This window comes from Pedobacter nyackensis (assembly GCF_032678475.1).
Taxonomy (GTDB): domain Bacteria; phylum Bacteroidota; class Bacteroidia; order Sphingobacteriales; family Sphingobacteriaceae; genus Pedobacter; species Pedobacter nyackensis_A.
The window spans coordinates 294,511-319,027 of record NZ_JAVTSF010000004.1 but is presented as its reverse complement, the minus strand read 5'-3'; the positions used below and the strand labels follow the sequence as shown (position 1 = coordinate 319,027).

Annotated in this window: 22 protein-coding genes; 11 read left to right on the top strand and 11 right to left on the bottom strand. The window is 37.6% G+C overall.

Annotated elements, in window-relative coordinates; all coding sequences use genetic code 11:
- The first annotated feature begins 87 nt into the window (after positions 1–87).
- Genes R2Q84_RS15375 through R2Q84_RS15355 form a run of 5 tightly spaced genes read left to right on the top strand, consistent with a single transcriptional unit; the run spans position 88 to position 3,793 of the window.
- Complete coding sequence (locus R2Q84_RS15375; protein WP_316817456.1) at positions 88–627, top strand: RNA polymerase sigma factor; 540 nt, start codon at positions 88–90, stop codon at positions 625–627.
- Between the two features lie 16 nt (positions 628–643).
- On the top strand, positions 644–1,837 hold the full coding sequence (locus R2Q84_RS15370) for a hypothetical protein (RefSeq protein ID WP_316817455.1): 1,194 nt from the start codon (positions 644–646) through the stop codon (positions 1,835–1,837).
- Complete coding sequence (locus R2Q84_RS15365) at positions 1,812–2,372, top strand: YceI family protein (protein ID WP_316817454.1); 561 nt, start codon at positions 1,812–1,814, stop codon at positions 2,370–2,372. Before R2Q84_RS15370 ends, R2Q84_RS15365 begins: the two co-directional genes overlap by 26 nt.
- 8 nt (positions 2,373–2,380) lie before the next feature.
- Positions 2,381–3,319, top strand: coding sequence for a DUF5777 family beta-barrel protein (locus R2Q84_RS15360; protein WP_316817453.1), 939 nt, complete (start codon positions 2,381–2,383; stop codon positions 3,317–3,319).
- 18 nt (positions 3,320–3,337) lie between these two features.
- Entirely contained in the window at positions 3,338–3,793 is a 456-nt protein-coding gene (locus R2Q84_RS15355) for a ubiquinol-cytochrome c reductase iron-sulfur subunit (RefSeq protein WP_316817452.1), read from the top strand.
- A gap of 405 nt (positions 3,794–4,198) precedes the next feature.
- On the opposite strand, the gene dcp is transcribed toward R2Q84_RS15355, so the two are convergent.
- Positions 4,199–6,340, bottom strand: a complete 2,142-nt coding sequence (gene dcp / locus R2Q84_RS15350) for a peptidyl-dipeptidase Dcp (RefSeq protein ID WP_316817451.1) — start codon at positions 6,338–6,340, stop codon at positions 4,199–4,201.
- Between the two features lie 101 nt (positions 6,341–6,441).
- Positions 6,442–7,248, bottom strand: a complete 807-nt coding sequence (locus R2Q84_RS15345) for a hypothetical protein (protein WP_316817450.1) — start codon at positions 7,246–7,248, stop codon at positions 6,442–6,444.
- A gap of 373 nt (positions 7,249–7,621) precedes the next feature.
- Here R2Q84_RS15345 and R2Q84_RS15340 point away from each other — a divergent pair, with 373 nt between their 5' ends.
- Complete coding sequence (locus R2Q84_RS15340) at positions 7,622–8,932, top strand: ATP-binding protein (RefSeq protein ID WP_316817449.1); 1,311 nt, start codon at positions 7,622–7,624, stop codon at positions 8,930–8,932.
- A 17-nt stretch (positions 8,933–8,949) separates the two neighbouring features.
- Here R2Q84_RS15340 and R2Q84_RS15335 read toward each other — a convergent pair whose 3' ends face one another.
- From R2Q84_RS15335 to pfkA, 5 genes are all read right to left on the bottom strand, one after another.
- Positions 8,950–9,702, bottom strand: coding sequence for a LytTR family DNA-binding domain-containing protein (locus tag R2Q84_RS15335; RefSeq protein WP_316817448.1), 753 nt, complete (start codon positions 9,700–9,702; stop codon positions 8,950–8,952).
- A gap of 3 nt (positions 9,703–9,705) precedes the next feature.
- Positions 9,706–11,325: a sensor histidine kinase gene (locus R2Q84_RS15330; RefSeq protein WP_316817447.1), complete on the bottom strand. Its 1,620-nt coding sequence runs from the start codon at positions 11,323–11,325 to the stop codon at positions 9,706–9,708.
- A 213-nt stretch (positions 11,326–11,538) separates the two neighbouring features.
- On the bottom strand, positions 11,539–12,540 hold the full coding sequence (gene gap / locus R2Q84_RS15325; protein ID WP_316817446.1) for a type I glyceraldehyde-3-phosphate dehydrogenase: 1,002 nt from the start codon (positions 12,538–12,540) through the stop codon (positions 11,539–11,541).
- A 9-nt stretch (positions 12,541–12,549) separates the two neighbouring features.
- Positions 12,550–13,392, bottom strand: coding sequence for a hypothetical protein (locus tag R2Q84_RS15320; protein ID WP_316817445.1), 843 nt, complete (start codon positions 13,390–13,392; stop codon positions 12,550–12,552).
- A 1-nt stretch (position 13,393) separates the two neighbouring features.
- Positions 13,394–14,380, bottom strand: coding sequence for a 6-phosphofructokinase (pfkA, locus tag R2Q84_RS15315; RefSeq protein ID WP_316817444.1), 987 nt, complete (start codon positions 14,378–14,380; stop codon positions 13,394–13,396).
- A gap of 891 nt (positions 14,381–15,271) precedes the next feature.
- Between pfkA and R2Q84_RS15310 the strand changes: the two genes are divergently transcribed.
- Positions 15,272–15,961 (top strand): NUDIX hydrolase, encoded by a 690-nt coding sequence (locus tag R2Q84_RS15310; protein WP_084237192.1) that lies wholly within the window; start codon positions 15,272–15,274, stop codon positions 15,959–15,961.
- Between the two features lie 84 nt (positions 15,962–16,045).
- Here R2Q84_RS15310 and R2Q84_RS15305 read toward each other — a convergent pair whose 3' ends face one another.
- Positions 16,046–16,903, bottom strand: a complete 858-nt coding sequence (locus tag R2Q84_RS15305) for an N-acetylglucosamine kinase (RefSeq protein ID WP_316817443.1) — start codon at positions 16,901–16,903, stop codon at positions 16,046–16,048.
- Between the two features lie 335 nt (positions 16,904–17,238).
- Here R2Q84_RS15305 and R2Q84_RS15300 point away from each other — a divergent pair, with 335 nt between their 5' ends.
- Genes R2Q84_RS15300 through R2Q84_RS15290 form a run of 3 tightly spaced genes read left to right on the top strand, consistent with a single transcriptional unit; the run spans position 17,239 to position 20,367 of the window.
- Positions 17,239–18,273, top strand: coding sequence for a GntG family PLP-dependent aldolase (locus R2Q84_RS15300; RefSeq protein ID WP_316817442.1), 1,035 nt, complete (start codon positions 17,239–17,241; stop codon positions 18,271–18,273).
- 14 nt (positions 18,274–18,287) lie between these two features.
- Positions 18,288–19,772 (top strand): acetyl-CoA carboxylase biotin carboxylase subunit, encoded by a 1,485-nt coding sequence (gene accC / locus R2Q84_RS15295; protein ID WP_316817441.1) that lies wholly within the window; start codon positions 18,288–18,290, stop codon positions 19,770–19,772.
- Positions 19,773–19,782: 10 nt separating this feature from the next.
- On the top strand, positions 19,783–20,367 hold the full coding sequence (locus R2Q84_RS15290) for a riboflavin synthase (RefSeq protein ID WP_316817440.1): 585 nt from the start codon (positions 19,783–19,785) through the stop codon (positions 20,365–20,367).
- Here R2Q84_RS15290 and R2Q84_RS15285 read toward each other — a convergent pair whose 3' ends face one another.
- Both R2Q84_RS15285 and R2Q84_RS15280 read right to left on the bottom strand, forming a co-directional pair.
- Positions 20,368–21,312: a tetratricopeptide repeat protein gene (locus tag R2Q84_RS15285; RefSeq protein WP_316817439.1), complete on the bottom strand. Its 945-nt coding sequence runs from the start codon at positions 21,310–21,312 to the stop codon at positions 20,368–20,370.
- A 55-nt stretch (positions 21,313–21,367) separates the two neighbouring features.
- The gene (locus R2Q84_RS15280; RefSeq protein WP_316817438.1) at positions 21,368–22,150 is read right to left on the bottom strand and encodes a leucyl/phenylalanyl-tRNA--protein transferase; all 783 of its coding nucleotides are present in this window, start codon (positions 22,148–22,150) and stop codon (positions 21,368–21,370) included.
- A 209-nt stretch (positions 22,151–22,359) separates the two neighbouring features.
- Here R2Q84_RS15280 and R2Q84_RS15275 point away from each other — a divergent pair, with 209 nt between their 5' ends.
- Positions 22,360–22,659, top strand: a complete 300-nt coding sequence (locus R2Q84_RS15275; RefSeq protein WP_316817437.1) for a hypothetical protein — start codon at positions 22,360–22,362, stop codon at positions 22,657–22,659.
- A 48-nt stretch (positions 22,660–22,707) separates the two neighbouring features.
- On the opposite strand, the gene R2Q84_RS15270 is transcribed toward R2Q84_RS15275, so the two are convergent.
- Complete coding sequence (locus R2Q84_RS15270; RefSeq protein WP_316817436.1) at positions 22,708–24,471, bottom strand: histidine kinase N-terminal 7TM domain-containing protein; 1,764 nt, start codon at positions 24,469–24,471, stop codon at positions 22,708–22,710.
- Positions 24,472–24,517 lie beyond the last annotated feature (46 nt).

Below are 24,517 nucleotides of genomic sequence, written 5' to 3'. Positions count from 1 at the left end.
TCTTTTTTTATAATTAAATTTATGTTACAGGCAACCTTTGCATGCAATTCTGCGTACCTGTAAGTATTGATGAATTAAAAAATATACGTGGACGAGTTAATCATTCAGGAGTTAATAGCCGGTTGTAAGAAAAAGGACAGGAAATGTCAGAAAGGACTTTACCAGATCTTTTACAGCCATGCTATGCGGATGTGTATTCGTTATGCGAAAGATAAAGAAGAAGCTTTAGAACTTGTAAATGATGGTTTTATGCATGTCTTTATCAATATTCACCGATACGACGATCAGAGGTCATTTAGATCCTGGTTAAATACCATTATGATCAATACTTCAATAGATCATTACAGGAAGCAAATTAAGCGTATTGAAATGGAAGAATTAAATGCAAGATATGAAATGGAAGATGAAGAGAGTATTCTTTCTCATATCCACTACGATGACCTGATTAAGCTGGTGCAAAAGTTGTCTCTGGCTTACCGGACAGTTTTTAATCTGTTTGCGATTGATGGTTATTCGCACGAGGAAATTTCCTCAATGTTATCCATTTCAGTTGGAACATCTAAATCTAATTTATTTAAAGCGCGGGAACAGCTAAAAAAAATGCTGAAAGCAAACGCATTAATTTAATATAAAAAACACCATTATGGAATTGAACGATAAAGAGTTTGATGCCGCCTTCAGAGAAAAGGTATTCGATGCTGAGCCTCAGTTTGAGGAAGCGGCATGGAATAAGATGGAGCAGAAGTTGAGAAGGAGAGACCGGGTGGTGTTTTTTAAAAAAGCAGCCGCATTAAGCTTAGTATTGTTGCTTGCTTTCGGCGGTTATCTGATCAGTTTAAATGATACTCCTCAAAAATCTAAGTCTTCCATTGTAAGGGAAAGCAAAACTAATTCTGTACCACCAGCAATTGATCAGGGACAGCCTGTCCCTGAGACGGATTCGGCAGCTGCTCCAGTTAAAGTGTATAGTCCATTGCGTGGTTTAGGAAATATTGTAAAACAGGAAAGGACAGTATACAACGTAAAAGAAAGGGTTGAAACTACAATTGTACAAGCAGCTGGTTTACCTGCAGTTGTAAGAGATAGTCTACCTAATCAAAATCCGGTTACTAATCCCGTTATATTACCTGACCTTGTTTCACAGCGAGATTCGACTGCTGTTGCTTCAAGGGGATCTGATGTGGAACCGAACCCGGTGTCATCAATTGTTAAAAAGAAAAAAAGTAAGGAACGTAATCGATTGCCGGTAAGCTTGTCGTTTAGTGTCGGACCTGAATTCAACTCTTCGACTTCAATGATTGGTGGTAAAAAAGGCTTCAGCACAGGCATTGGTCTTAGTCTTGGGGTTACAAAACGGATTAGGTTGCAAACCGGATTAAAGTATAGTTCTAAAGATTATGGAACAGATGGTTATGCCTATGCTTTTGCAAATGAAAAAATGAAGTCATTGATTTCACACGTGGATGCATCCTGCGATGTGTTGGAAATCCCACTGCTGGCTTCATTTACAATAATGGAAGACAGGGCCAGAAGCATAGACTTTAATGCCGGGATGTCCAGTTATTTCATGCTAAAAGAAGATTATATTTTTAAATATACAGCGGCATCTGGGTATGCTGACAGATTTCAGGAGATCAACAATAAAAATCAGCACTATTTCGGGGTAATTGATCTTTCTGCTACCTATTATATAAAACTTAAAAAAGAGAAATTCAGATTAGGACTTGAACCTTATGTAAAAATCCCGGTAACTGGTGTGGGAGAAGGGGACGTTAATTTGAAATCAAGTGGAGTTGCTTTAAAACTACGTTATGATGTGGGCAAAAAAAGTAAATAGAATTCTTTTAGGCGGTTTATTTGTGCTGGTTCAGCTCAGTGCGAGCGCCCAAAACTATATGGGTAAAAATGTTAAAGTTCGACTGTTTTCATCTACTCCTGTAGAAGATATCAGGGCGGTTAATGTGAAAGCTGTTGCGGTGCTGGTGAGCAAGACACGTGAAATTGCGATGCAGGTTCCGATTAGAGGTTTTGAATTTGACCGGAAATTGATGCAGGAACACTTTAATGAGAATTACATGGAAAGCGATAAATACCCATTTGCGAAGTTTAAAGGAACTATTGACCAGCAGATAGATTTTAGCCGTGATGGAGCATACGACGTAAAGGTAACAGGGATACTTAGTGTTCATGGTGTTGATAAGCCCCGTACAATCCCTGGAAAGGTGGTTGTTAACGGTGGATCCGTACAGATCTCTGCAGATTTTCAAGTGGCCTGTGCAGATCATCGCATAAAGATTCCAACGTTGATCATCACCAAAGTGGCAGAAGTAATTAATATTAAATTGGATGGACAGCTTAGTCTGGTTAAATAATTATATATATGAAAAGGTTTAGCTTATTGGTAATTGTTATATCGCTTAGTTTAATGAGTGCTTATGCGCAGAAAGCAGATTCGTTGTTGAATACGCTGGACAGTGGAAGTGTGGACGGCAATGTAGATGCCATATTTAAATCCACCCGGGTGGTATTGTCGCAATCTAGCGAAACGCAGAAGAAGCATGATCTGGATTTGCGGATACGGCATCATTTCGGAGATATCGGTGGAAGGTTTGGTAGTGCACATACTTTATTTGGGCTGGATGTAGCTTCTGATTTGTTTATTGGATTGGATTATGGCATTACAGATGATTTTACAGTAAGCGTTGGACGAAGTAAACAGGATGAACTTTATAATTTTTCTGGTAAGTATAAACTGTTGAAACAAAAGCGGGATGGAGGAATGCCGGTAAATTTAACCTTGTTTGCGCAAATGGGCTGGATAGCGCGGGAGCCATTTTCTGAATCGGAATTTAGTACTTACAGTAACAGGTTCTCTTATTTTTTACAACCGATATTTTCCAGGAAATTCTCGTCGAGGTTATCATTGGAAGTTATGCCAGGTTTGCTAATGCGGAAAAACACTTCTGAAAGCAGAGATCCCGAAAATCTGTTTTCACTGGGCTTTGCGGGAAGAATGAAATTAACCAAAAGACTATCGTTTGTAGCGGACTATACTTTGGTTAATGGCTTATCCCGGCCAAAAGACCTTACAGAAACCTATTACAATCCGTTGGGTGTAGGTTTGGAGATTGAAACAGGCGGACATATTTTCTCTCTTAATTTTATGAATGCTGAATATATCGTCGAAAACAATTTTATTGCCAGCACTAAAAAATCGTGGCAACATGGAGGCGTTAGGTTTGGTTTTACCATTTCAAGAAACTTTGCTTTGTTTAAATCAAAAAATAAAGACCCGGATAAAACATCTAAAATTTATTAGAAACTAAAACTTAAAATTATGGAACGTGAAGAATTCATCAAGTCTTTAGGACTTGGACTGGCATTGCTATGCACTGGTTCTTGCATATCAGGTTGTGGTGGTAAGGGTGATACAGGAACTCCTGATCCGGGGCCAAAACCGCCTGGTGGAGGTAGTACTGCAACTATTGATCTTGCGACACAATTAATGACTATAGGTGATCAGATCATTGCAAACGGGGTATTGTTTTTTAGAATAGCCGCAGGAAACAGTACAGCTTCAATTGTGGCAACAGAATCAATTTGTCCGCATCAGGGCGGAAATTTGGTTTGGAAAGGTGCCAGTAGCAAAATCCAGTGTCAATTGCATTTCTCTGAGTATAGCAGCAATGGTGCCGTTATTCAGGGACCACAGAACACAACGGGTACAACCAGGACATTAAAAGTTTACAGCACCGCGCTGAGCGGAACTAAGCTCACGGCTACAATTGTTTAACTAGAAGTGTTTGTGTTGTTAAATAATTGCAGTTTTGTTAACTATTAATATGTGTGATATGTATATAAACCACTGGTAAAATACTGAGTTGACCTACCCTTGACATACCCTTGCTATACCGTTTCCTTACCCCAGGGGTAAAGCAAGGGTAAGCCAACCGTAAGGCAATAGTATGGCAGGGCTAAGGTTATTCAGTCTTTTATCAGTAGTTATCCAATAGGTGTCTTATATTTTAACAAATTGAACCTACTTGAAGATCTGGGCTAGTTCAGCAGTTTGTTACTAATTTCGGTTGTTTACTAATAATTTCTTCCTGAAATTATTTGATGCCTGGGAATTGTTATTGCAAAAAAGAAGATGTATCATAATTCATGATACATCTTCTTTTTTGCAGATTAGATGATACTATTGTGTTAAACCACGATATTTTTGAAAGGCTTTAATACCTGGATCATGGCCACGAAAATCGCGGAACATTTTTCCGTAATCTTCAGAATTGCCTTTTGATAAGATCATTTCGCGGAAACGTTGACCATTTGCTCTTGTTAAACCACCATTTTCTTCGAACCAGGAGAAAGCGTCATGATCTAACATTTCTGCCCAGAGATATGCGTAATAGCCGGCAGCATATCCATTAGCCCAGATGTGTAAAAAGTAGCTTGAACGGTAACGCGGAGGTAAATAGGATAAGCTTAAACCTGTTTTTTGCAGAGCTTCTGTTTCGAATTTATTCGCATCCTGTAAAGATGCGCTTGCCGGAAGTTTATGCCATTGCATATCAAGAGCGGCAGCTGCAAGTACTTCTGTTAGTGCATAACCCTGATTAAAATTAGCAGCTTTCTTTATTTTGTCGACCAATAATTGAGGCATTGGTTGTCCTGTACTATAATGAATTGCATAATTTTTAAAGACTGTTGGGTTTACAGCCCAATGTTCGTTAAACTGAGATGGGAATTCTACATAATCTCTGGCAACGTTTGTTCCTGATAAACTTGGGTACTGCTGATTAGCGAAAAAGCCATGTAAAGCATGTCCGAATTCATGGAACATCGTTGTAACATCATCAAAGCTGATCAAAGCAGGTTCTCCATCAGTTGGTTTAGTAAAGTTACACACATTGAAAATAACAGGTTTTGTACCCATTAATTTCGATTGTCCGACCATATTATCCATCCAGGCGCCGCCCGATTTGTTGTCACGTTTGAAAAAATCGCAATAGAATAAGCCAATTGCAGTTTTGTCCTCGTTAAAAAGTTCAAAAACTTTTACGTCTTTGTGGTAAACCGGAAGATCTGTGCGTTCTTTAAAAGTAATGCCGTACAGCTGGGTTGCAGCATAAAAAACGCCATTTTTTAATACATTATTTAGCTCAAAATAAGGTTTGATCTCGTTTTCATTCAGATCATACTTTTCTTTACGAACCTGTTCTGCATAATAATCCCAATCGTAAGCTTCCAGTTTAAAACCACCTTTTTGTTTGTCTATTAAAGCTTGTATTTCGGCAGCTTCAGCTTTAGCCCTGGCGGTCGAAGAAGGTACGAGTTTGGCAAAGAAAGATTCAACCGCTGCTGGCGTTTTAGCCATCTGGTCCTGTAATTTCCATGTTGCGTAATTAGGGAAGCCCAATAAGCTGGCCTTTTCCGCTCTTATTTTAGCAATCTGAACCAGCGTTTTTCGTGTATCGTTGGTGTCTGCTTTTTCTGCGCGGTTCCACGAAGCATCAAATAACTTCTTGCGGGTATCTCTGTCAGATAAGGTTTGGAGGTCTGGCTGTTGGGTTGTGTTTTTTAATGCTATAAGCCATTTCCCTTCCTGGTTTGCCGATTTTGCCGCTTGTGCAGCTGTTGTAATTTCAGCTTCAGATAGGCCAGCTAACTCTGCTACCATATCTACAACTAAAGCACCGGCTTTACTTGCCGCAAGCAATTGGTTAGAGAATTTTGCCGACAATGAAGCTTCCTCTTCATTCAGTTTTTTAAGGTCTGTTTTAGCCTGGTCAGAAAGTTTAGCGCCAGCCAGTACAAAATCCTGGTAGTAGTAATCAATTAATCTTTTCGATTCCGGGTCTAGTTTTAATTGTTTCTGGTTGTTGTAAATGGATTCAATACGTTTGAATAATTTAGCATTCAAATAAATTGCGTCCTTATGAGCAGCTTGTTTGGGTGCTATTTCTTCTTTTATTTTTTGTAAGTCATCATTGGTGTTGGCACTTGTGAGCAAACCAAATACGTTGTTTACACGTTTCAGCATTTGCCCGCTTTTTTCCATTTCCACAAGTGTGTTCTCAAATGTTGGGGCTTCAGAATTGTCTGCAATTCTGCTGATCTCGTTTAGTTGGATTTTCATTCCCTCCTGAATGGCGGGTGCAAAATCACTGTCTTTTATTTTGTTGAAATCGGCAACCTGGTAGGGGAGTGTACTTTCTTTAAGGAATGGATTTGAAGGTGAAATACCAGCCTGTGCAGAATCTGTTTTCTTATTGCTGTTTTCACAAGAGGCAAAAATTGCCAGCATGGCTACGAGTGGTAGCTTTAGGGATGTTTTCATTAAGAAATAAGTTTTGTTGGCCCAATGTACAAAATATTGTACCGATTAGACCATCAAAACTTATCTCTTAAATTATGTGATGCTAATGTTACTTAGCATATTTATTGAAATTCTTTGATGTCAACAATTCTGTCGGTGTCGTTAAACTTTAAATAGGTTAATCCTTTTTTATTCGTTTCCCAAATGAAATTATTTCTTACCCAGGTAGAAATATCTGCAGCCGTTTCTGGTGCTGCACCAGAAAATGATTCGTTATGTGTTTCATCACTTGAATAGTGTACCTGGTATAGTGAATTTGGTGTAAGGAAAACTAACGTCGATTTATCTGGCGAGTTCAAAATGAATTCTCCCTGAATACGTTCTTCCGGGTTTTGTCTTTTAATCGGGTATACCTGTGCATTTACATTGGTTATGAAGAAATCATTGTTAACGGTATATCCTGCCCTTCCAGCCTTGTTTAAGCCAGTAGTGTATTTGGTGTCTTGTTTCCCTGTTGATGGTCTGTACAAGCTTGCCACATCCACTTTTCCATCTTTTAAAGCAATTAAAAAGCATGGAGCTGCTAATCCTGAATTGTCGGCGACCTGAACAAGCAAGGTTGTTTTTTGCGTATTGATAAATTGTGCAGAAGCGAATTTATCAGTAGCTGAGTTTGGATCGGCTTTGTTGATTTGAATTTTAACCAGCGTGTCTTTGAATTTTACATTAAATTCTTCTTTAGCTTCACTTGAACCGGCTTCATTTTTTTTACTGATTATGGTGAAAGCGCTGTCGCTACCTTCCAAATATCCGTTGAATTTCTCGTAGGCAGTTAATGTTCTTGGGGTGTAAGTTGCGGTTTTATCCTGACTTTCTTGACAACTGAATAAAAGAGCCGATAAAACGAGGGCGTAGCATATATTTTTCATAATAATGAATAGGATGATTTTTAATTTGTGCAAAAATAATCTTTGCTAAGATATATCCAATAGGAAGGGGCTGTATATGAGCATGTTTTTTAATATATAACAATTGTTTTACAGTAATAACTGTATGCAATCGAATCTATTACGGACAATAACGAAGATCCGGAATAGGGAAGCTGGCTTGGAGAATGGATAAGTCCGATTAAGTTAGGCGTGCCGGATCTTTTACGCATCGCTACTTCAACAATAGATTAGATAAATCAGAAACGGTTTCGATAAATAGGCTGTATTTGTAAAATACAATATTAAAATGTTATTTTTGTAATGGCTATTATCTTAATGGTTGTTAAAATAATGAATATTGCAAAAAAGCTTTATGAAATTCTACGGTAGAAAAAAGGAGCTCGAAATATTAAAACTTAATGAGGTTCAATCTGGAAAAACCGCGTGTTTTACTGTTATGGTTGGTCGGCGGCGCATTGGCAAAACTTCACTTTTACTTGAATCAGTGAAAAATCAGAAATACCTGTATTTATTTGTTTCGCGTAAAAATGAGCAGTTGTTGTGTACCCAATTTCAGAAAGAAGCTCAAGAGGTGCTGGGACTACAGATATTTGGTTCGATTACAGCGTTTCAAGATATTTTTGAACAGCTATTGATTTATGCTACCAAAGAACACTATACTTTGATTATAGATGAATTTCAGGAGCTTGAATACGTAAATGCTTCTATTTTTAGCGATATCCAGCGTTTATGGGATAAGTACAAGGATCAGGCAAAGGTTAATTTTATTGCATGTGGTTCTATTTATTCGATGATGTTGAAAATCTTCGAAGACAGAAAAGAGCCCTTATTTGGACGTTTAACGTCGAAGATGGTGCTTCAGCCATTTTCTGTAGGGGTAATGAAAGAAATTTTAGGGGATTATAACCCAAAATATACCTCGAAAGATTTGCTTTGCATGTATACGATTACCGGGGGAGTGGCAAAGTACATTACTTTACTGATGGAAGCAGGTGCAATAACTGAAGAGATGATGTTTGACCTGGTTACCCGTCCCGACTCTCCCTTTCTGGTGGAAGGAAAAGATCTGCTCGTTTCGGAATTTGGTAAGGAGTATGGTACCTATTTTTCTATACTGCAATTGATTGCATCTGGAAAGACCACGCAAACTGAAATGGATTCTATTGTTGGAAAGAACACCGGTGCCTACCTCGTTAATCTGGAAAAGGAGTATTCCTTGATCAGCAAAAATAAGCCGATGTTTTCTAAACCTGAGAGCAGAAAGGCGAGGTGGAGCATTAGTGATAATTATCTGCGATTTTGGTTTAGATTTATTTATCCAAGTCAGTCTATGCTTGAATTGGGGAAACATGACTTACTCCGCGAATATATCGTTCAAAACTATGAGCAGTATAGTGGGTTGATATTGGAAAAATACTTTAGGGAGAAACTTTCTGAAAGTGAACGGATTACTGCTATTGGGAGTTATTGGGATAATAAGGGTGAAAATGAAATTGATCTGATTGCAATTAACGATTTGGATAAAACCGGTATTGTGGCGGAGGTGAAACGTAATCCCAAAAAGATAAATATTGAACTGTTAAAACTCAAAGCCAAAACAATACAAAAAGAGTTGGCTAAATACCAAATTGAAGTTTTAGGTTTCTCTATGGAGGATATGTAATAATAGAACTTTTTTAATTAGCGAAGATCTTTGTTTAATGCAATTTGTACCATTGATTTATTAGGTTTGGAAACAGGGATTTTGTCTCCGTTACTTAAAAGAAGTACTCCGCCATCTTCCTTTATCCAGCTTTTTACAAAAAAACTATTTACGAGGTGACTTTGGTGTGTACGCAGAAAGCCTACTGATTTCAATAGATCAGCGTATTCTTTGATCGCACGCGACACCAGGATACGGTCTCCATTTGTTAGAAAGAAAAAAGTGTATGAGTTATCCGCTTCACAGCGGATAATTTCATTTATAGATACATAGCGTATTTCATGGAGTTGGGGCAGGGCAATTTTTGTGGGTTGTCTTGTCTCATTCTGTATGTGGTTTAGCAAGAAGTCTAATTGTTTGTTTTTCTCTTTCGCGGTGTACTTTTCTTCTGCTTTGTTCACTGCGATTACAAGTTCAGAGATGTTTACCGGTTTTAACAGGTAATCGAGTGCCGCAAACTTGATAGCTTCTATGCCATATTTATCAAAAGCAGTAACAAATATGACCTCAAAATCCTTTTTTGGCAGGGTTTTTAATAAATCAAAGCCGGATTGAGTACCCATCTGTATGTCGAGAAAGAGTATGTCAGGCTGATGGAGATTAATGAGATCAATTGCTGTATTTAGTTCAGCAGCAGTGCCAATGATGCTGATACGCGGACAATACTTCTGAAGTAAGGCAGCGAGGTTCTCATTGTTGGAATGTTCGTCGTCAATTAGTAGTGCTTTCATAAATTAAAGCCATTGGGATAAGGTAATCTTAATATTTGTTCCAGACAGTCCTGAGTCTATATTCAGGGAAATCGGACATTCTTTATAAATATCATTCAATAATGAAATTCTTTTCCTGCTTAGTTTTAAGCCTAGTCCAGGATGTTCTTCTGCAATATTAAAGCCTGTGCCATTATCAGCTATTGTTATGATGAGGTTTTGACCTTTTTTGCTGAAATTGATGATAAGTTTACCTTTATCTTTAAGGGCAGGTATGGCATGTTTTACAGCGTTTTCGACAAACGGTTGTATCAGCATAGATGGAATTTCCGTATAACTATTCAGTTCAGGATCTAAATGAATTTCATATTCGAATGGAAAACGTAATTGTTCCATAGAAAGATAATCTTCCAGTAGATCCGTTTCATCCTTAACGCTGATTTTTGTATCGTCATTAAGGATGTGCCTGGTTAACCTTGCAAACTTACTTAGATATTCATTTGCCGGTTCTATTTCATTTTTGTTGATCAGGTTTTGAATTCCACCCAATGCATTGAAGACAAAATGTGGATTGAGTCGGGAACGCACATTTTCCAATTCAACAGTTGCTGTTTCTGCGTGATGTTCTACTAGCAATAGTTTTTTCTTGTTGTTTTTTCTGATTAGATAGATAATTATTGCGGCAATCAGGATAAGTACAAACAGTCCAATGATTATTTCTTGCAGGGAATAAGTGATTGGGGGAGGCAATACCGTAAAAGAGATTTTAAAAGATTTTTCATCAATAGCCTTAAGGTTAGCATCACCTATCATTGGAGCAACAAAAATTTTGTACTCTCCAGGAGTTATAAAGAAGCTGGGAGGAATGGCATTGTACGGATTCCCATTATAATTTTTGTATTTCCATTCATTGGATAGAAAGGCGATGTTGTCCTTGCCATTAACCTTGTTTATTAATACGATATAATATCTGAAGTCTAAATCTGTTTTTTGCATCAATAGGTGTATACCAAGGCTTTTTTGATTCACTTCGAAAGCGGTGTCATTTTTTAAAGGAAAAATTACGTTCCGAGATATGGTTCTGCCTCTGACTTTGATAGTAGGGCCTTCTAATTGGAGGTTTTTTTCTAATATTCTAGCCTGCTGAAATGGTTTGTTGTAGATAATTACGGTAGTTACTTCGTTTTCTTTAGGGAGCTTATATATTTTGATGGTGACTTTTTTATTAGCCACATTTGAAATCCCAAGATTCATGGTTAAATGCCCGGGAAGATCACTTCCTTTAAGCCAAACTTGATCTATTTGAGTCAACTTCGCATTGGATATGATGGTGGTCGTGTCATTTTCAATAACCGAATAGCGATAATAACTCAGACTGTCCTTCTTTAAACGGGTGGTTACAGAAATTGTGGTAGCTCCGTTGAGGAAAACGATGGTGCCTAAGCGATCGTTCGGTATCTCATTAAAAGGATCGATTGATCTGGTGTTTTTGTCGGTCGTTAAGAAAACAGGGATTTTGGATGCTAATGCACTTACTCCATAACTGCTTGGTTGGCCATATTCATCAACTATGGCGTGTTTTTGCTGGGCTTTACAAATGCTGAACAGCAGGCAGAGTGTTAAAATGTTGAGTATTATCTTCATGATTTAAGTTTTAAATATGCTTAAACCTCTTATAAATACCTAGGATTAAAAATATACAAGTTGTAGTTGACGGAGTTCGTCTTGAATTCAGAGAACTTAAACTTGAATTTATAAATAGGGGAAATAAACTCTACTAAGTTTGGACAAAAGAAAAGGACACTCCATCCAGACGTGTCCTTTTTCTAACCAAATATAAACCTGTATGAACGGGTTTTACTTTAAGTTTCCGTAGTACTCTACGAATTTAGCTAATGCAGAAGAATAGCCCCATTCGTTATCATACCATGAAACTACTTTTACGAAGTTATCATTCAATGAAATACCTGCTTTTGCATCAAAGATAGAAGCGTGATCATCTCCGATGAAATCTGAAGAAACAACTTCTTCATCTGTGTAAGCAAGTACACCTTTTAATTCACCTTCAGAAGCAGCTTTCATTGCAGCTTTAATTTGCTCATATGTAGCTGGTTTTTCTAAACGTGCCGTTAAATCAACTACAGATACGTCGGCCACAGGAACGCGGAATGACATACCAGTTAATTTACCTTTTAATTCTGGTAATACCATACCCACTGCTTTAGCAGCACCTGTAGAAGAAGGGATGATGTTAGAGAAACCTCCACGACCACCTCTCCAGTCTTTTGCAGACGGGCCATCAACAGTTTTCTGAGTTGCAGTTACTGCGTGAATTGTGCTCATTAAGCCTTCAACAATACCGAAGTTATCGTTTAATACTTTAGCGATTGGCGCAAGACAGTTTGTAGTACAAGATGCATTTGAAACAATAGTTTGATCTGCAGTTAATTTATGGTGGTTAACACCCATTACGTAAGTAGGTATATCAGCATCTTTTGCAGGAGCTGAGAATACTACTCTTTTTGCACCAGCAGCGATGTGTTTTTCAGCATCAGCACGGGTTAAGAATAAACCTGTTGATTCAATTACAGTTTCAACACCTACTTCATTCCATTTTAAGTTTGCAGGATCTCTTTCCGCAGTGATACGAATAGTTTTTCCGTTAACAACAAGGTTTCCGTTTTCAACAGCGATTGTACCATCAAAACGGCCGTGTGTAGAATCGTATTTTAACATATAAGCCATGTAATCCGGCTCAACAAGATCATTAATTGCAACGATATCTAATCCTCTTTTTAAAGCAGCTCTAAAAACCAGTCTGCCGATACGGCCAAAGCCGTTAATTCCAATTTTGCTCATCTTAAATTATTAATTTGAATAGTAGTTTAGTAAATTATATATAGGTTCCTTGGTAATGGTTGTTATTTCAAGACCGTGTTTTTTGGCTATTGCCCGCAATTCATCCTGAAAGTTTCCTGCAACAAGACCTACAAAGTGTATTTCTTTTCCTGGATGAAGTTTAATTGTCGGCAACAGATAAGTTTCAAAATAAAGTTCAAATGCATTTTCAATGATTTGCAGGATGAATTTATTCGTTCTGTGTTCAAGGAAAAAGTCGAAAAAAGAACTTAGAAACTGTTGTGCCATCGGTTTTTTATACACCTTTTCCAGGATTTGAGGCCTGTCAAGATTATACTTTGATTCAAAGTCTTTATGTAAATCTGCCGGCAACTTATTTTGAACAAACAGTTTTAATATTGTTTTTCCAAGGTAGTTGGCAGAGCCTTCATCTCCAAAGACATAACCCAAACCGTAATTGTTCTTTTCTGGTTTTTTACCATCAAAATAAGCACAGTTGGCACCGCTTCCCAATATGGCTACAATACCACTGTTATTATAACAGGCTGAAATTGCCGCACCATAAAGATCATCTTTAACGGTTATTTTGCTATACCTGAAAAACATGCCTAATGTTTTTGCCAGTTCATCTTTTCTTTCATCAGAAGAAGCTCCGGCCGCGAAGACATATATTTTTTTTATGCTTTCAGCATGATTGATCAGGGTTGCTTTTTTGTTTAAGTACTGAAGAATTGTTTTTTGGTCATTAAAGCAAGGATTGATCCCTGGCATCGTACATTCAGCAATAGTTTTTCCATCTCTGGCAATTTTCCAGAACGCTGTTTTCGATCCGCTGTATACTATTGCTATCATATCAAATAGATAATACTTTAGTCATTTCCAATAAATCGTTTTCCAGTTTAAAGGTATGTCTGGTCAACGCTTCTTCTATGCTGGTTGTTTTAATTTCATTGCCCCTCAGACCAACCATTTGCATGGTATTTCCTTTTAACAATTCATTAACCGCTGCAAATCCAAGTCGGCTTCCCAATATTCTGTCGAAACTACTAGGGCTACCTCCGCGCTGAAGGTGTCCTAAGATAGTGACTTTCGTGTCATAATGGTTAAATCTTTCTTTAACTTTTTTTGCAACATCGTAAGCACCACCATCTTTATGGCCTTCTGACACAATTACAATACTGGAAGATTTCTTTGTAGATGCACCTGTTTCCAGCATAGTAATCAGTTCGTCTAAACTGGTTTCTTTTTCTGGTAAAAGCACAGCTTCAGCACCACTTGAAATAGCGCTTCTTAAGGCTATACAACCAGAATCACGGCCCATTACCTCAATAAAGAATAGTCGGTCATGTGAATCGGCTGTGTCCCTTATCTTATCAATGGCTTCAATAACGGTGTTGATGGCAGTGTCGTAACCCAAAGTGAAGTCTGATCCATAAAGATCATTATCAATTGTTCCGGGCACGCCCATTACCCTGATTCCGAATTTCTCTCCAAAACGTTTTGCACCTGTAAAGGTTCCATCTCCTCCAATAACAACGAGTCCATCTATGTCATGGGCCTGCAGGTTTTTAAAGGCCAGTTCCATTCCTTCATCTGTTTTAAATTCGAGACAACGCGCTGTTTTTAGCACTGTGCCTCCCAGATGAATAATGTTGCTTACCGATCTTGCATCCATTGGATTAATATTGTTATTGATCAATCCCTGGTATCCTTGCAGAACTCCAAACATATTTATACCATTGTATATTCCGGTTCGTACTACTGCTCTTATACAGGCGTTCATTCCGGGAGCATCTCCTCCAGATGTTAATACTGCGATATTTTTGATATTTGGTTTCATGATTTATATTTACGAATATAGCGTGTATTTTTTACACTAAGTAATTTATTTTTTATTTTCCTAAGTTAAGCGGAAACGAGTATACTTATTTGCTTTAATATTTAAAAAATTAATATTTTGAACCGGACTGGTCTTTGACCGGATCCATAATGTTATTTATTGCTGAGTGGAAAAGTTGGCACAACATGTCTGAAAGTGTCCAGGGAAAAAAAGGCAGGTTTTTAGAAAAATGTATTTATTCTTCTTCATCTAATTCCTTTTTTAATTTTTCGTGGATTAACACCAGCTTTTGATAAAGGTCCTCGTCTTGATTTTCTTTCGCGATGATCATCTCCATTTGGAGTTGTTCAATCATTCTATCATTATTTTCCATAATAATTTTATAAAATCATATATGAAAAACAATAGGGAGGATAGTTACAGCTTTGTAATTACCTTATGAGCTGTAATAATTTTTCGTAAATCTCAAAATCTTCAATTGTTACTGCATTGACTAGTGTGAGTGCTAATAATGATAACATTAGCTGTTGTGTTTTTTGATCCATTTTACATCATTTTATGGTGAAAATGAGAGGTTAATGTATAACGGTTATATTATCATTTTGTTTTTATGGAACTTAAAAATTCTTATTTAATTTAACAGATTAAGTATTTAATTATTATATAAACTTGTTTGATGGTGTATTTATTACACATGTAATAAAATTTGTTTTTTTGCGGTTTCAAAAGTTATTTGCATTTTGGTGTCAAAACAGATTATTTTGAAATGTTGAAGGTGTGAAATTGGAAAGGAAGTGAAGGGATTCAAAAAATAATGGAAAAATAATCGACCTTTTAGTAGGTTTAAATACGGTTTTGAAATTTAGTTACTGATTTGTAAAAATTAATGTTTTGAAAGAAGTCTTACCAAAATTTAATTCCACTTTCTCAATTGATTGTGTGTTATTCGGATTTGATGAAGGAGAATTGAAAATTCTTTTAATAGAAAGGAACGAGGAGCCTTTTAAGGATTGGTGGGCCTTGCCTGGTAATCTGGTTGAAGAGGATGAGAGTTTAGATCAGTCCGCAACAAGAATCTTACATGAGCTGACGGGCCTGAGTGATATTTATATGGAACAGTATTACACCTTTGGTGATGTGAACCGTCACCCGCAAGGGCGTGTTGTGAGTATTGCCTATTATGCGCTTTTAAGGTTGGGAGGTGATAAAGTTGTAAAACCAATAAGTAATTATGCCAAACAGGCATATTGGAGAAATGTGAAAGATTTGCCGAAACTGGCTTTTGATCATCAGCAGATCTTTGAAAAGGGAATGGAAAAAATCAAGAGGCGGATAAAGCACCAGCCTATTGCATTTGAGTTATTGCCTGAGAAGTTTACTTTAACCCAGCTTCAGAATGTTTACGAAGTAATTCTAAATAAAAAGCTGGACAAAAGGAATTTCAGGAAAAAGATGCTAAGTTTTGGCGTGTTGAGGGATTTGAATGAGAAACAGTATGGTGTTTCTTTCAGGGCAGCCACACTTTACAAGTTTGATAAACGCAAATACGCCAAGTTATTTGGGAAAGAGATTTCGTTTTAAGTATTGGTCTGGTTTTAAGACGAGTGTATAAAAAAGGGGCGTATCATACGATGCGCCCCTTTTTTTATTTAGTGTGTTTATAGATTATTTTTTTGCAGCTTGCAAGTGGTAATCAACCAGGTCATCTATAGGTGAACGGATGATTTTTCCGATTCCCATTTCGTACCTGTCGGCCACAACGCTAAGTACATCTCTGAAGCTATAACCTACCGATCCTACACAGTTTAATTTGTAGTCTTTGTAATTAGGGTAGTGGATTACCAGATTTTCAAAGAAGGCAGTAAAAGCACCATCAATTGTATTAAACGCATAATCTTCGTAGTTGTCCTTGAAATCATATATGAACTTACTGAATCCTGCACAGAAACGGTTAGGAAGTGGTTTGTTGTAGATATGATCAAAAATATCTTCATTAGTTAGCGCGTAGTTGTCGTAAAAGCTCTCTCTAAGTCCTTTGGGCATATAGCCCTTCATATAATCACTTAGCACTTTCTTTCCGATATAACATCCGCTACCTTCATCACCTAAGAAATAACCTAATGAATCGATATTAAGCGTGATGTCATTACCGTCATATAGACATGAATTGGTACCGGTTCCTAAAATTGCAGCAAAACCAGGTTCATCACCTAACAAAGCTCTGCAAGAAGCTAAAAGATCATGCCCAATATAGATTTTGGCATTTGGAAATACCTGTTGCATCGCATCTGCAACTATTTTTCTGTTGGTTTCTGTAGAGCAACCTGCTCCATAGTAATTTACCTCAAGTAGTTTGTCAGTCTCTAAATAATCCGGAAGTGAATTTGTTAATGACTCAACTATGTAATCAGTTTTGGAAAAGTATGGGTTATAGCCTTCAGTATTAAAAAGAATTTTTCTACCAGCTTCGTTAATTAAACACCAATTGGTTTTGGTTGAACCACCGTCTGCAATAACTATCATCTTAATTCGTTTTTTTCGGGATAAAAGTAAATAATCCTGTCGTTTTTGTATCCGTATTACTCATAAATTTAATTTTTTTGGTTTTGGTTGTTTAATTATTTTCCTGTGTTTAAATGCCAAATAAGTAGGTTTTTTCTTTTTTTTATCAGTATTTTTATGTTAGGATATTGTTAAATAAACACTAAGCTAAATTACACTTGTTATTTTAAAATCCAAATTTAAAATTTAGACTCAGAAAAAGGGATGAAAACAGCACTCGTTTACGGTAAGTTTTAAGGTGACATTGATGATATTCTGAGTCAGCTTCTGTATTATTGTATAGAAAATATATGTACATGAAAATAGATCTCAGAAGTGATACCGTAACCGTTCCGGATCAGGGCATGCTAGATGCGATGATGTCTGCTAAAGTTGGGGATGATGTATTTGGTGAGGACGAAACAGTAAATAATCTGGAACATAAACTTGCAGCAATGTTTCACATGGAGGCAGGATTGTTTTGTCCATCGGGGACGATGACCAACCAGATTGCAATTAAATGTTTCACCAAACCAATGGATGAGGTGATCTGTGATCAGGGCTCACATGTTTATCGCTACGAACGAGGGGGAATTGCTTATCACTCTATGGCTTCTGTAAGGTTGTTGAATGGAGTCAGGGGAATTCTTAGTCCGGAGTTGATTGAGCCGGAAATTAATGAGGAAAACATTCACTACCCTAATACTTCATTAGTGGTACTGGAAAATACGGTGAATAAAGGGGGAGGAGCTTGTTATCGGTTAGATCAGATTGAACCGATCCATACGCTATGTAATATCAAAGGGTTGAAGTTGCACCTGGATGGGGCACGGATATTTAACGCACTAACTGCTACAGGAGATCATGCAGCTGCATATGGTAGATATTTTGATGGGATTTCCGTTTGTCTTTCTAAAGGACTCGGTGCACCTGTTGGCTCTGTGCTGCTGGGTTCTAAAGAAACAATTGAAGAAGCGGTTAGGATCCGGAAGGCTTTTGGTGGTGGAATGCGTCAGGCTGGTTTTCTTGCAGCCGCAGGCATTTATGCCCTGGATCACAATATTTCGAAACTGGCAACCGACCATCAGCATGCTAAGGCGCTTGCTGATGCTTTAAATAGTGTGAGTTATGTTGCATCTGTATTGCCCGTGGAAACCAATATTGTTGTTTTTGAAGTAGCAGATGGTATAACTACTACATCAGTTGTTCATCATTTGTCAGAAAAAGGTATTTTATGTAATGCCACGGGGCTCCGGACAGTTAGAATGGTTACACATTTAAATATTTCTGAAGAAATGATAGATAGGACTGTGGAAAACATAATACATTTGCATTTATCAGCTCATAAATAAACTTTCATCCATTAATGAAGAAAATTCTTATAGCCAACAGGGGCGAAATTGCATTACGCATTATGCGTTCAGCCAGAGAAATGGGAATCAAAACAGTTGCAGTATATTCGGAAGCAGATCGGGAATCACTGCATGTGCTTTATGCAGATGAAGCTGTATGTATAGGGCCTGCACCGTCCAATCAATCTTACCTGATCGGAGAAAAAATTATTGAGGCTTGTAAACTTACTGGTGCAGAGGCGATTCATCCTGGCTATGGTTTTTTATCTGAAAATGCTGTTTTTGCCAGATTGGTAAAGGCGTCAGGACTTATCTTAATTGGTCCTACACCGGAAGCTATGGAAGTTATGGGGAATAAATTGTCGGCCAAAGCAGCTGCTTTAAAGTACAAAATCCCTATGGTTCCTGGAACTGAAGAGGCCATTACTGATGTTGAAGATGCAAAATTGAGAGCCATTGCAGTTGGATTTCCAATCTTAATCAAAGCTGCTGCCGGTGGTGGTGGTAAAGGAATGAGGGTGGTAGAAAAAGCTGAGGATTTTGAGGAGCAGATGCAGCTGGCTGTAAGTGAGGCCTTGTCGGCATTTGGTGATGGTTCTGTATTTATTGAGCGTTATGTTTCATCGCCTAGACATATTGAAATACAGGTTTTAGGTGATACACATGGTAATATTGTTCATCTTTTTGAAAGGGAATGTTCTGTTCAACGAAGACATCAAAAGGTAATTGAAGAGGCACCATCTAGTATTCTGACCGACGAAATCAGGAACAGAATGGGGAAATGTGCTGTTGATGTGGCCAGATCTGTAAATTATGTTGGTGCAGGAACCGTTGAGTTTATTCTTGATGAAAACCTGGAATTTTTCTTTTTGGAAATGAATACCCGTTTGCAGGTTGAACATCCGGTAACTGAAATGATTACAGGACTGGACCTTGTAAAGGAGCAGATTAAGATTGCCAGGGGCGAAAAGCTTTCTTATACGCAGGAAGATCTGAAAATTAATGGACATGCCGTTGAGCTAAGGGTTTATGCTGAGGATCCGGAAAATAATTTCTTGCCGGATATTGGCACGTTGCAGACTTACAAAACGCCTAAAGGAAATGGTGTGCGGGTAGATGATGGGTTTGAGCAGGGTATGGAGATTCCTATATACTATGATCCGATGATCGCAAAGCTGATTACTTATGGTAAAGACAGGGAAGAGGCGATTGAACGGATGATCAGAGCAATTGATGAATATGAGATAACAGGGATACAAACTACATTGAGCTTTGGTAAGTTTGTAATGGAACATGAAGCTTTCCGCTCTGGAAAATTTGATACACATTTTGTGAGCAAATATTTTAATGCGGACAGTTTGAAAAGTGATAATAAAGAAGAAGCACTAATGGCTGCGTTGTTTGGCGCTTTGTCTTTTAAGAAACAAGCGGCTTCCGGACGTGAATTAGTGAGTCCGCAAAATGAAAACAACTGGAGAAAAAACAGGGTAATTAAATAGTGAAACGGATATGTTTACAGGGATTATAGAAACACTTGCTGAGGTTAAAAATATAGTTGCAGAAGGTACAAACCTGCATTTTACAATTGAATCTGCTATCAGTAACGAACTTAAAATAGATCAGAGTGTGGCACATAATGGGGTGTGCTTAACGGTAGTGTCGTTAACAGAAAATAGCCATACGGTTACTGCCATACAGGAAACGCTGGAGAAAAGCAGTATGCAACATCTGAAAGTAGGAAGTAAGGTGAACCTGGAGCGTTGTATGCAGATGAATGGCAGGCTGGATGGGCATATTGTTCAGGGGCATGTTGATCAGACTGCAACTTGTATCAAAAGAGTTGAGTTAGATGGCAGCTGGGAATACCGTTTTAAATATGACGCTGGAAATGGAAACGTTACGGTTGAGAAAGGTTCTGTATGTGTTAACGGAATCAGTTTAACTGTGGTGGGCTCAGAGAAAGACGAATTCTCTGTTTTTATTATTCCATATACTTTTGAGCATACCAATTTACACGAGGTAAATGTTGGTGACATTGTAAATATTGAATTTGATATTATAGGTAAATACGTAGCCCGCCTGGTAAACCGTTAATTATCGCTTTAATTCTTCAATTTTATTTTTGATAAAAGCGATATGACGCTTTTGTTTTTCTGTGTCTTTGATACTGTTTAAGTATTGGGTGTAATAGCTTATAGCATTCTTTTTATCGTTTAGTTTGTCTTCGTAAACCAGGGCAATGCTGTAATATAAACTTCCATTGTTTTCGAATAGTAACCCTCTTTTATAGGTTTCGATAGCCTCTTTATTTTGCTTCATGCTTTCATATGAATCGCCAAGTAGTCCATAATAAGATGCAATTTTAGGCGAAATACCTTCTTTAATGGCTTGTTGTAAGTAAGCAGTGGCAGTTTTATAATCCTTGATTTCCCTGTAACTTACGGCCATTTGGTGCAGCAGGTTTTCGGGAGGTGTTTTGTGGGATTTAATTAAGCTGTTTCCTGCTTTTATTGCTTCGTTATATCTTTTTAGGACCATATCGAGCGGCATTTTAACATTTAACAGTTGTAAATTAGCACTGTCAGCGTTTAAAGCCGGTTTTAAGATCTCATCAGCCTTGGTAAATAAGTTGTTTTTGAAATAAATATCAGCCAGTTGGGCTGCTACATCAGCATCTGTTGCATTTAGCTGATTTGCTTTTAACAGATATGTTTTCTTTGAAGGATTTTGAGGATCGTTCTCCAATTTGGCCAATTGCTTATAAGCATTAAAGTCATTGCTGTCTATTGTTAATACCTGGAGGTAAAACGTCTTAGCTTCGGCTAGTTTACCGGCCATGAGGTTTGCATAAGCAATTTGCTTGATATATTTTACATCACTGCTGTCTTTATTAAAGTTTTGCAGGTATTCAGCGGCCTGGGCATATTGTTGTGCTTCGTAATACTGCAGCAATTTTTCGCGATCTAAGCTATCTGTTGTTTGTGCCTGCCCTAGTTGATAAAATGTGCAGGCAAAAATTAGAAGGAGTAACTTTTTCATACCCCGGAAAAATAGCGAAAACAAGACGCACTACCAAAAAAATAAAAATCTTATGTTAAAATGCCAGCTCAGGTACCTTGTTTGAAAAGATAATCGGAGTAGTGATTGCTTTCATAAATTGCTCCCTGAATTCATTCTTTGCTATATTAATGGCTCCGTATTGACTAAACCATGTATTGGCATCACCACTAACATGTAATTTGAAGCCATCATCTCTAAGTTTTACCAATAAATAGTAAAAGGCGATTTTGGCTGCGTTATCAACAGAATGAAATAGGCTTAATGTGACAAAGTATCCGTTTATGGAAATTCCAAAAACACCCCCTACAAGTACACCATTCTGATAAGTTTCAATGCTATGTGCAATGCCCATATTGTGGAGTTGCAAAGCAATCTTAATATACTCAGGTGTTATCCATGTTTTTGTGTCTCCCCCTCTTGGTTTTGAACAAGCCAGTAATGTTTCGTGAAAATTCGCATTTATCTTAATTTCAAATCGCTTTTCTGCCTCTTGAAGCTTTTCTTTCTTCAGGCAACGCAATAAATCGTTTCTTATTTTAAAATCTGGTATGGGGATAATTCCCCGTAACTCAGGGTCATACCAGTTCAAAGTCTTGCCACCATTCATATCTGGCATGGGGTAAGTTCCCTGTAAATATCCTTGTAAAAGAACATAAGGTGACAACTCGAACTGGGCGTAAGACCAGGAGAGGGCTTTTTCTTTACCTCCCGATACTTTGGCTAAAGCAGAATGAAATGTCTGCTGGAGGAGCCTTTTTGTAGGTTTTTTGACCGTTTTCGCAATTAGGGACGATACTTGTTTTGGCAAAATTCTCATAATGTTAGATTATTTTAGTAAAACAGGGATCTGATGCTTTACTAAATTTAAGAAATAAATTTAGTAAAGCCAGTATTAGTAAAATTTCCAACTCATTTTTCTTTTGTTGGGCTAGAGAGAGTGTGCAGACTGAAACAAAAAATAAAACATATTCGCATTTAGTTGGTTGTTTCTATAATAAACTGAACATTAATTTTAATAATAGTGATATGGATACTTTGAAGAAGTTTGAGTTAATGGAAAAGATTGTAAGAGAGTTGGGCGATTTGCAACACTCTCAGCAGGCAATTATTCAAAAGATAGGGAAGATTGAAGTAGATAATATTGAATTGGGAGATAAAAGGCTGGATAAGGATTTATCGGATATGCACCAGCGTGTTGCAGATAACCTGGATACGATAGTCGGTATATTAGCGTATTTTGCTGATAAAACCCAGAATTTCGGAAATCAAAATAACGTTGATGCGTTAAAAGAACAACAGGCTATTAATGGTATTACCGGCCAATAATTGTTTACAACCTGCCGGATTTTAAGTTTTAATTTGAAGTCTGGCAGGTTACTCTCTAACCGGTAAATAAAGCTTAAATATAGTTCCGTCACCTGGTTCGCTGGTCACCACCATTTTCCCATTGTTGCGTTCCATGAAGTCTTTGCATATAAGAAGTCCCAGACCTGTCCCTTTTTCGTTTTTTGTCCCTCTTGTTGAAACACTGGTGCCTTTAGAGAACATCGCTATTGATTCTTTTGACATACCTTGCCCGTTGTCCTGAATAATAATCATCATTTGATTATTGGCTTTGTAAACGGCACTAATGGTGATTTCGCAACCTTCATCACAAAATTTAATAGAGTTGTTCAGGATATTTCTGACCACTATTTGTATCATCAGCATATCAGCGTAAACAATGAGTCCTGGAAATACTTCGTGCAGGATATGAATGTTTTTTATTGCAGCTGAAGGCAGATGATAATTCACTTCATTAATGATCATGTTTCTCACATCGAAGTATGCTTTGTTTATGCCATAGCCTTTTAATTGACTCCTCGACCAGTGTAGGATATTCTCTAAAAGATCAGTTGTGTAGAGTATATCCCTGCTAAGTTTTGGTGATAGCGTTTTAAATTCTTCAATGGTAATCATATCAGAGCTGATCATTTTTAGGACTTCGGACAGATTTACCAGTGGCCCCCTAAGGTCATGCGCAATAATTGAGAATATTTTATCCTTTAAATTGTTTAATTTTTTAAGCTCTTCGGTTTGAAGCTTAGACTTTAAAGCTTCTTCCTTTATTGCTGTCAAATCCTGGAATTTGATAACCGTTGCCTCATTGTTGAGTTGATTCTTATCCAGGTACATAATATCTGCCTCCAGATCAAAAGTAATATCTTGAACCTCTACCTTTATTTCAATTTTTCCTGGGATGTGTTTTTTTAATAAGTTCAAAAAAGCTTCCTGCTGGGGGAAAATGGATTCCAGTTGAGTTCCGATGATTTTATTTCTTTGGGGCTCCGAAAGATATTTTTTGAATGCAAGGTTGCAGTCTATGACACGGTTTTTTCCATCTAATACAAGGTAGCCGTCCTGTATCAGATCCAGTACTTTCTCTCTGGCAATGGGAAGGATATCAAATAATTTAAATCGATAAATGGCAATCGTGATCAATGATATGGCAAGGATAAATGCAAAGGGGGTAAGGTCAAGGTTGTCCAGTGGACGGAAGCCCAGTAGGTAGGCAAGATTTACCAGCCAGGGGATCAGTGCCGCAAAAAAGATAGTATAGTTTTGTCTTCTGTAAATAGGTTCTGCCCGGCTAAAAGTTTTTAAGATCAGGTAGCTTCCCAATCCGATTAGCAGATAAAAATATACAATAAAGCATCTGTACCAAATGCCAGGCTCTAATAAGAGCATGGGGAAAGGCCCTGTGCTGTCCACCTTAACACTACGATAGTGGAGGTGATGATAATCATTTGTCCATACCAATATTATGGTAAGTAATGAAACGCCTAGCAGTACAAATAAATTTAATGGTTTTTTATACCAGCATTCCTTCCCGGCCAGGTTTAAACAGAATAAAAACCAGCATACAGGGAGGGTTGTAATACCTATATACTCGATGTTAATAAAAAAACGCATCATGCTTAAGGTATTGGCGGCAAGTTCAAAGCCATACCCTAACGACCAGATGGCATTGGAAAGCATCATAAAGGCAAACAGTTTTACTGCTTCGCCTTTTTTACCGAACAGGTGGTAGGAAAAGAAAAGTGTAACAATGCCGCAAAAAATTAAGGTAATGGCGTAGGAATTAAATGTAAAACCCATTCAGATTGTTCATGATGATTAACGGCGCAGAAAGTATGTGAGGCAT